Source organism: Avibacterium endocarditidis (assembly GCF_002921145.1).
Classification (GTDB): Bacteria; Pseudomonadota; Gammaproteobacteria; order Enterobacterales; family Pasteurellaceae; genus Avibacterium; species Avibacterium endocarditidis.
This window is the reverse complement of record NZ_PQVI01000050.1, coordinates 1-8903: the sequence shown is the minus strand read 5'-3', so window position 1 is coordinate 8903 and position 8903 is coordinate 1. Positions and strand designations below refer to the sequence as shown.

Annotated in this window: 6 protein-coding genes and 3 pseudogenes; all 9 read right to left on the bottom strand. The window is 40.3% G+C overall.

Annotated elements, in window-relative coordinates; translation table 11 throughout:
- Positions 1-263, bottom strand: a pseudogene (gene lpxB, locus C3Z13_RS04245) (lipid-A-disaccharide synthase); the annotation flags it as partial.
- Positions 264-370: 107 nt separating this feature from the next.
- Entirely contained in the window at positions 371-1159 is a 789-nt protein-coding gene (gene lpxA, locus C3Z13_RS04240) for an acyl-ACP--UDP-N-acetylglucosamine O-acyltransferase (protein WP_103855095.1), read from the bottom strand.
- A 28-nt stretch (positions 1160-1187) separates the two neighbouring features.
- Positions 1188-1640, bottom strand: coding sequence for a 3-hydroxyacyl-ACP dehydratase FabZ (gene fabZ, locus C3Z13_RS04235; protein WP_035660215.1), 453 nt, complete (start codon positions 1638-1640; stop codon positions 1188-1190).
- Positions 1641-1757: 117 nt separating this feature from the next.
- On the bottom strand, positions 1758-2783 hold the full coding sequence (gene lpxD / locus C3Z13_RS04230) for a UDP-3-O-(3-hydroxymyristoyl)glucosamine N-acyltransferase (RefSeq protein ID WP_103855094.1): 1026 nt from the start codon (positions 2781-2783) through the stop codon (positions 1758-1760).
- Positions 2783-3385: an OmpH/Skp family outer membrane protein gene (locus C3Z13_RS04225; RefSeq protein WP_245872543.1), complete on the bottom strand. Its 603-nt coding sequence runs from the start codon at positions 3383-3385 to the stop codon at positions 2783-2785. Before C3Z13_RS04225 ends, lpxD begins: the two co-directional genes overlap by 1 nt.
- Positions 3386-3476: 91 nt before the next feature.
- Positions 3477-5849, bottom strand: a complete 2373-nt coding sequence (gene bamA / locus C3Z13_RS04220) for an outer membrane protein assembly factor BamA (RefSeq protein ID WP_103855092.1) — start codon at positions 5847-5849, stop codon at positions 3477-3479.
- 29 nt (positions 5850-5878) lie between these two features.
- Complete coding sequence (rseP, locus tag C3Z13_RS04215; RefSeq protein ID WP_103855091.1) at positions 5879-7210, bottom strand: sigma E protease regulator RseP; 1332 nt, start codon at positions 7208-7210, stop codon at positions 5879-5881.
- A gap of 12 nt (positions 7211-7222) precedes the next feature.
- Positions 7223-8085: pseudogene (locus C3Z13_RS04210) on the bottom strand (phosphatidate cytidylyltransferase).
- A gap of 3 nt (positions 8086-8088) precedes the next feature.
- Positions 8089-8816: pseudogene (uppS, locus tag C3Z13_RS04200) on the bottom strand (polyprenyl diphosphate synthase).
- Positions 8817-8903 lie beyond the last annotated feature (87 nt).

Below are 8903 nucleotides of genomic sequence, written 5' to 3'. Positions count from 1 at the left end.
AACATTTTGTCGATAACTTGGCGACGAATTTTCAGCAAGCGGGGCAAATGTTTTACCACTTCTGCTAAGCCCATTACGGCAATTTCTTCCATATCCACCAAGGTTTCGCAACCTTCCGCCAACATTTGTTTACCAGCAATGCCGATAAAACGAGCGTTAGGATAACGGATTTTCAGGCTGCGCATTAGCCCTGCGCCTAAAATATCCCCAGAAACTTCACCTGCGACAATACCGATTGTTGGAAATGCTTTTGCTTGTTCCATAAACAAATTTCTCATAAAAAACAACCGCACTTTATATTGCGAGCGTTAAGCAATAAGCAAAGTGCGGTGAAAATTTTTAACTTTTTTATACGCGGTTGTTCATTGAATTAGCGAATAATGCCACGTTTTGAACGCTTGAAGAAATCAAGGAAAAAGCTAATCGCACTTTCCGTTTTCGCATAATGCTCAATTTCTGGCATCACTTCTTCTAAGGTTTTTCCGTTGCGATAAATCAATTTGTACACATTACGAATGGCGTGCAATGTTGGCTTATCAAAACCGCGACGTTTTAAGCCTTCAATGTTTACACCGAATGGTTGTGCGTGGTTGCCTTGCGCCATTACATAAGGCGGAACATCTTGGCTGACCATTGAACCACCGCCAAGCATAACGTGTGCGCCCACAATAACAAATTGGTGAATGGCCGACATTCCGCCCACAATCACGAAATCATCTAGCTCAACGTGTCCTGCCAGAGTAGCGTTATTGGCAAGAATACAGCGATTTTTGATTTTACAATCGTGCGCAATATGGGCGTTGATCATAAATAAATTATCATCACCCACGCGCGTTACGCCACCACCTTGCACCGTGCCACGGTGAATCGTTACACTTTCACGAATACGGTTACGGTTGCCAATAATGGTTTTCGTTGGCTCATTTTGGTACTTCAGATCTTGGTTTTTCTCACCAATACTGGCGAATTGGAAAATTTCATTGTCTTCGCCAATTTTGGTCACGCCATTAACCACGATATGCGAGTGCAACACGGTGCCTTTGCCAATTTCTACATCAGAACCAATAATACAAAACGGGCCAATCACCACGTTTTCGCCAATTTTTGCCCCTTCTTCTACAATGGCTGTAGGGTGAATTTTTGCACTTGAATGGATCATATTGACCTCTTGTTTTTGTAATGAATGTTTATCTACGTGCGCACATTAGTTTCGCTTCGCAAGCCACTTCGCCATTGACTGTTGCGATGCCGGTGAATGCGGTAATACCACGGCGTTCTTTGATGACTTCAACATAAAGCTCCATTTGATCCCCTGGTAATACTGGGCGTTTGAAACGTGCGTCATCAATTCCCGCAAAATAAAATAATTCGCCACCTTGTAATTCGTGAGTTTTAAACGCCAAAATCCCCATTGATTGGGCGAGTGCCTCTAAAATTAACACACCCGGTAAAATCGGTTCACCTGGGAAATGCCCAGTGAAACAAGGCTCATTAACACTGATGTTTTTGATCGCTTTTAACCATTTCCCTTCTTCAAAATCAGTAACACGATCCACTAATAAAAAGGGATAGCGGTGCGGAAGTAAGGTCATAATTTCTTTTGCTTCAATGACTTTTGCGGTTTGTTCTGTTGTCACAATAGTACCTTTTTAATTTGAAAATAATAGAAAATAAAATTGATGCAAATTATACGGTATTTCATCATTTAATACAAAACGCACCACATAAAGTGGCACGTTTGAGAAAGGAATTAAGCATTATTGAGCTTTTTTTTCTACTGCTTTTAGACGTTTATTCATTTTGTCAATGTCTAAAGTCAGGGCGGCGGTTTTGCGCCATTCTTTATTTGGCTGCAATGGAATACCAGAAGAATACACGCCTGGTTCAGTGATTGGTCGCATTACCATTCCCATTCCTGTAACGGTAACTTTGTCGGCAATTTCCATATGACCATTGATCACGCTTGCGCCACCGATTAGACAATAACGCCCTACTTTCAGGCTACCTGCCATAATCACGCCGCCAGCGACTGCTGTACCTTTACCGATATGCACGTTATGGGCAATTTGGCAAAGGTTGTCGATGATGACATTATCTTCAATCACCGTTGCGTCTAACGCACCGCGGTCAATACAGGTGCAAGCCCCGATTTCAACGTGATTGCCGATAATCACTGTGCCTGTTTGTGGGATCTTGATCCAACGTCCTTTATCATTGGCATAACCAAAACCATCACTACCAATCACAGCGCCAGATTGGATTAAGCAATGTTCACCAATTTGCACTTGGTGATAAATGTTTACATTTGCCCAAAGCTGAGTATTGGCGCCAATTTTTGCGCCTTTGCCGATGAAACAACCTGCGCCAATAATCACGTTATCGCCAAGTTCAACCTCATCTTCAATCACTGCATTTGCGCCAATAGACACATTTTCGCCTAATTTTGCAGAGGCAGAAATCACCGCACTTGGTGCAATGCCTGCTGCCGCTTTTGGTGTAGAATCCATATATTGCGCTAGCACGGCGTAAGCCACATAAGGATCTTTGACAATAAGCAAGTTGCTTTCAGGCGAACAAAATTCCACATCATTTTCGCTTACCACTAAAATCCCTGCTTGGGATTGTGCAAGTAAATCACGGAATTTAATGTTTGAAATAAAGGTGAGCTGGTTTGACTGTGCTTTGTCGAGCGGGGCGATACTATCAATAAGCACATTGGCGTTACCACGAATGGTAGCGCCAATTTGTTGTGCTAATTCTTTAAGAGAATAAGACTTTTGCATTATTTAGCCTGTGCTGGAGCTGGAATTGCTTTTAATACTTCTTCTGTAATGTTTTTACCATCAGCGGCATAAACTGCAACTTTCTCATCAAGCACTGCGCTGTAATTCTTCGCTTTTGCCACTGTTGTAGTCGCAGTTTGAATGTCAGTTAATAATTTACGCTCAACTTCCATTTCTGCTTTTTGTGTTTCTTCGCGGAATTTAGCAATATTTTCTTGGTGTTCTTGCACTAATTTTTTAAATTCTTCATCACGTTTTTGCGCTAATTTTGCAATTTCATCTTGACGTTTTTTGATGTCAGCTTGACGTAACTTCGGTGCATCTTTATCTAATGCTTTCACTTTACCATCAATTTCTTTCTCAAATGCAGCTTTTTTATCTTGCAATGCTTTATCTGCTGCCTGTAATTTTTCAGATGGTGCTTTGAATTGATCATCTAATTTTTTAAATTCAACTTGACGCGCAGGGTGATGTGCAAATAAATAATCTACATTTACAAATGCAATATTATCTTCAGCCATTGCAACTGATGAACCTAATGCTAACGCTAAAGAAAGTGCGGTTAATTTTACAGCTTTTTCATTTTTGAGTTTCCTTAAAATAAATCAATTTTAAATTCAATACCAATGGAAGCAAACTCCCATTAGCTTTCCAAGCCTTCACTTAGACTAAGAAGAATGGAAGAAGTTCCAATTAGAATGTTCCACCGATACTAAATTGGAATTGTTCAATTTCATCGCCTTTATATTTTTTGATTGGTTTGGCATAAGAGAACACCAAAGGCCCAATCGGAGATTGCCATTGGAAAGCAACACCAGCTGATGAGCGAATACGGCTCGGATCACCGTAATCAGGCAAATTCGTGAAGCGTGATTTTCCGTCTGTTTTCCATTTTGTATTCCATACACTTGCTGCATCAACAAAAAGAGAAGTTCTTACTGAACGTTGATTTTTGTCTGCAACAAATGGCGTTGGCACAATTAATTCAGCGCTTGTGGTTACCATCGCATTTCCTCCTACAATATCACCATTTACATAACAATATTTATCAGGGTTTTGACAATCATTACGTTGATAAATTGCTTGTGGTCCAACTGCACCATAAGCAAAACCACGTAAACTTCCTATACCACCTGCACTATAAGTTTGATAGAACGGTAAACGCTTGCCTCCAAAACCATTTGCATAAGCTGCTGAAGCTCTTGCTGAAATAACCCAACTATGATCGCGGTCTAACGGATAGAATCCTTGTACATCTGCTGACAGTTTGTAATATTTATTATCTGAACCCGGAATAGTCACTTTCCCACCAATTGAGGCTCTCATTCCTGAAGTTGGGAAATAACCACGGTTAAGATTATTATAGTTCCAACCCATAGAGAACTCGAAATCGTGGGATTTGAATGTCCAATCACTTACATTCATTGATTCACGATAGATATTACGGTTATATTCAGGACGTACATCTTTTAATTTATTATACACATAGCCTAGCCCAACATAGTATGAGTTATTCTCATTCACTGGGAAGCCTAGCGTTCCATTCACCCCATAAGTCGTACGGCTGTAAGATGCGGAAGTGTCATTTTTCGAGTTATCGTATTTTTCAAAGAATACATTTCCACCAAGGCTCACACCGTCTTTTGTGAAGTAAGGTTCTGTGTAACCTAAATTAACACTGGTACTGTAATCATTACGCGAACCACCGAAACTAATTGACGATCCCATTCCTAAGAAATTATCTTGCTTAATGCTTGCCTGATAACTTAAACCACTTTCTGTACCATAACCAATACCAAAGTTAATGCTACCCGTATTACGTTCTTTCACTTTATAGAGAACATCAAGCTCATCATCAGTATTTGGCACATTTTCGGTGCGAGATTCTACGCTTTCAAAAAATCCTGTTCTTTCCAACCGCACTTTACCTAGCTCAACTAATTGAGAAGATAACCAAGTTCCTTCTTGCTGACGCATTTCTTGACGCAATGTGCTGTCTGCACTTACGTTATTGCCTTCAAAACGAATTTGGCGCACAGAATAACGGCGACCTGCATCAACCACGTAAGTTAAAGCAATCGTATGATTTTGATCATCAAACTCAGGGCTAATATTCACTTGAGGATTGGCATAGCCTTGCTCACCTAAGGTTGTTTTAATTTCATTTTCTACAGCAACAACATCACTACGGCGGAAAGTATCACCCACGCGAATTTGTTTTAATAATGCAGAAAGTTCATCGCCCATTCCTGCAACATTACCCACAATACGCGCGCTTTTAACGGTATATTTTTCACCTTCATTGACATCAATAGAAACTTTTGCTTCAGTTTTTTCATCATTTAATTGCACATCTGTTTTGCTAATTTGCATTTTGGCATAGCCGTGATCAAGGTAAAATTCGCGCAATGTATCTAGATCTTTACCAAATTGTACGGAATCAAATTTATTACCAAAAAGTTTCCACCAAGCATCAGGTTGTAATTCCATTTGCTCTTGTAATTTACTTGAGCTAAAGGCCTTGTTTCCTTCAAAGGTGATCCCTTTTAACAGTGCTACATCATTTTCTTTAATTTGAATTTTTACTTCCGCACGATTATTTGGCAATGGCGTAACAATCGTTTCCACTTTTGCGTTATAGCGACCTACACTGTGATAATGATCAAGTAAACTTTGACGGAAAGCCTCTAATTTATCAAAATTCAATACGTCACCAACGGCAAAGCCATTAGAATCTAAATTATCTTTCAAAGCTTCATTTGGAATTGAACTATTACCGTCAAGAATCACATCGGCAATAATTGGGCGTTGTTGCACAGAAATAACTAGCGTGTTTCCTTCTCGGGCGGCTTTAACCCCTTCATAACCTTGTAAGAACAAGGTTCTTACAACATTGGCAATATCTTTATCTGTTGCTCGTTGCCCAACTCGAACGGGTAAATTCGCAAGAATTTTGCCTTCCGTGCCTGCCTGAACGCCATCGACACGAATATCTTGCACAACAAAAGGGGCAGCCATCACCGTGGTTGAACCCAATAATAAACTTGCGATTAAAAGTTTTTTCATTGTTACTTTTATCCTTGTAAAAGAAAGAGTTATAAACGTAAGAAATCGTTAAACAAAGCAAATGCTGTTAAAGCTAATAAGCATATTGCGCCAATTTTATAAGCGGTATCTTGCACCTTTTGCGAAAGCGTTTTTCCCTTTATCGCCTCAGCGGCAAGAAAAATTAAATGTCCGCCGTCTAACACAGGTAACGGGAACAAATTCATAATACCTAAATTTACACTAATTAATGCCATAAAACTTAAATAATAAACAAAACCAATTCCCGAGGAAATCCCTGCGCCCTTGGCAATAGAAATCGGTCCACTTAAATTATTTAAAGAAAGATCACCGGTAAATAATTTACCAATGACTTTTACCGTCAGTAGCATTAAATCCTTGGTTTTTTCTACGCCTTTCTGTAAAGCCTCAAAAACACCATATTTTAATTCCGTGCGATATTTTTCATCAAGGGGCTGAACCGTTGGCGATACGCCAACAAACCATTTACCTTTTTCATTTAACACTGGCGTTAAGGTTTTATATAAGGTTTCCCCTGCTCGTTCAATTCTCAATGTAAAAGGCTGCCCTTTTTGCACATCTTGAATAAAATCTTGCCAATTCATTGGCTCGCCAGTATTGGTATAAAATTTATCCCCCACCTGCAAACCTGCTTTTTGTGCAGGGGAATCTTCCGCCACTTTAGACAAGGTCATTTCAACTTTAGTTCGCACTGGAATCATACCCAACGCGCCAAAAGCACTTTCTTTTTCAGGATCGAATCGCCAATTGGCTAAATCTAAAGTGCGTTGCTGTTTTACATCTGAACCAAAAGGCGAAAGGGTGATTTCTACATTAGGATTGCCCATTTTGGTGGCAAGCACCATATTGATGGTTTCCCAATCTGGGGTTGCTGTGCCATCAATGGCGATAATTTGTGAATCAGGTTGAATTTGCGCTTGGGCTGCAATGGACGCTGGTCGAACCTCTGCGATCACAGGTTTCACGCTAGGAATCCCAATGGAATACACCAGCCAATAGGCCAATATAGCAAAAATAAAATTCGCCATCGGGCCTGCTGCAATCACAAAAGCACGTTGTGCCACAGATTTATTATTGAACGCTTGAGATTTCAACGCTTCTGGTACAGCTTCGTTACGCTCATCAAGCATTTTCACATAGCCGCCTAACGGAATCAGTGAGATAGAAAACTCGGTGCCTTTTTTGTCAAAGAACGACCACAGCACTTTGCCGAAACCGATAGAAAAACGTTCAACTTTTACACCGCACTTTCTGGCAGCCCAAAAATGTCCGTATTCGTGTACAAAAACCAGCACACAAATGGCTATCAAAAATGAACCTAACGACCACAAAAAGGACATATTCGTTTTTTCCTACAACACATAAAAATAGAAATACGCAAAGAATGGCACGGCGGCGGTAAGACTATCGATGCGATCTAAAATCCCACCGTGTCCTGGGATCAAATTACTGCTGTCTTTAATCCCACTTTCGCGCTTAAACATACTTTCCGTTAAATCGCCCAGTACAGAAATTGCCACCGTGGCAACAGATAAGGCGATAAAAGGCACGGTTGGTACATTGAATAAATCTTGTGGAGCGACTTGCATAAAAATCCCTGCTAGCACGCCAGCGGTAACCAGCCCACCGAACACACCTTGCCACGTTTTCCCTGGGGAAACTTTTGGCGCAAGTTTATGTTTTCCGAATTTGCGGCCAGCAAAATAAGCACCTGAATCCGCTGCCCATACCAAAATAAACACATAAAAGAGCAACATTAAGCCGTGATAAGGGTTGGCAACATAACCGTCTAAGCGCAAACGCAACACGCCTACAATAAAAGGCACAAGGGTTACAATAGCGAAAACGCCTTGCAAAATCACCGATTTTGCCCATAATTTGACAGAATTTGGATAGCTCACCACAAAGCCAAGCGCCACAATCCACCAAATTACTGCGCTTAATAAAATAGGCTCAGCATAATGTTCAAATACGCGGCCCGCATTGAGATAATTGGCTTCGCTTAAAATCCACAAAAAAAGCACCGCACTGCTAAGCCTGCTACTACAACACGCCAAAATTTATTTTTGACTTGAGCGAATTGTGTCCATTCCCAAATTCCTAAGGTCGCCACTGCGCCCAAGGCTAAGGCAAAATAAAAAGGAGAAAATAAAAATAACGCTGCACAGACAATGGCAATTAAAATAATTGCGGAAATAACACGTTGTTTAAGCACAATTTAGTCCTCTTGTTCTGCTCCACCAAAACGGCGATTTCGTTGTTGATAAGCTAAGATAGCTTGATTAAATTCTTGTTCGTTAAAATCTGGCCATAGCACATCAGAAAAATAAAATTCTGCATAGGCAATTTGCCACAGTAAAAAATTACTTACACGCTGTTCACCGCTGGTGCGAATTAATAAATCCACCATTGGCTGATCTTGAGTAACCAAATGTTGTTGAAAACGTTCTGTTGTGATCTCATCAAGTGCTAACTTTTCCGCTTTAACAAGGCTTGCAAGCTGTTTTGCTGCCTGCACAATATCCCAGTCTCCACCATAATTAGCTGCAATGTTTAAAGTAAGTGCGGTGTTATTTTCGGTTAATTTTTCTGCTTTTTCGATTTTTGTTGTAATTTTTCGCTAAAACGGGATGTATCCCCAATAATGTTTAGGCGGATATTATTTTTATGCAATTTTTTCACTTCTAAATCCAGTGCTTGCATAAAAAGTGTCATTAATGCACTGACTTCTGTTTCAGGACGCGTCCAATTTTCACTGCTGAAGGCATAAAGCGTCAGCACCTTGACACCAATTTTTCGTGCATAGGAAACCGCTTGACGCACTGCCGCCACGCCATTTTTATGCCCGAAAATACGCATTTTTCCTTGTTGTTTCGCCCAACGGCCATTGCCATCCATAATAATGGCAACGTGTTGGGGAATATTGTTAAAGTCAATCTCTGTCATTCATCAAGGATTTTCTAGTTACAAAATTAATGGCTGAATATATCATAATATGCTATTACTTACTATGAAAACGCACAGAATTATGGA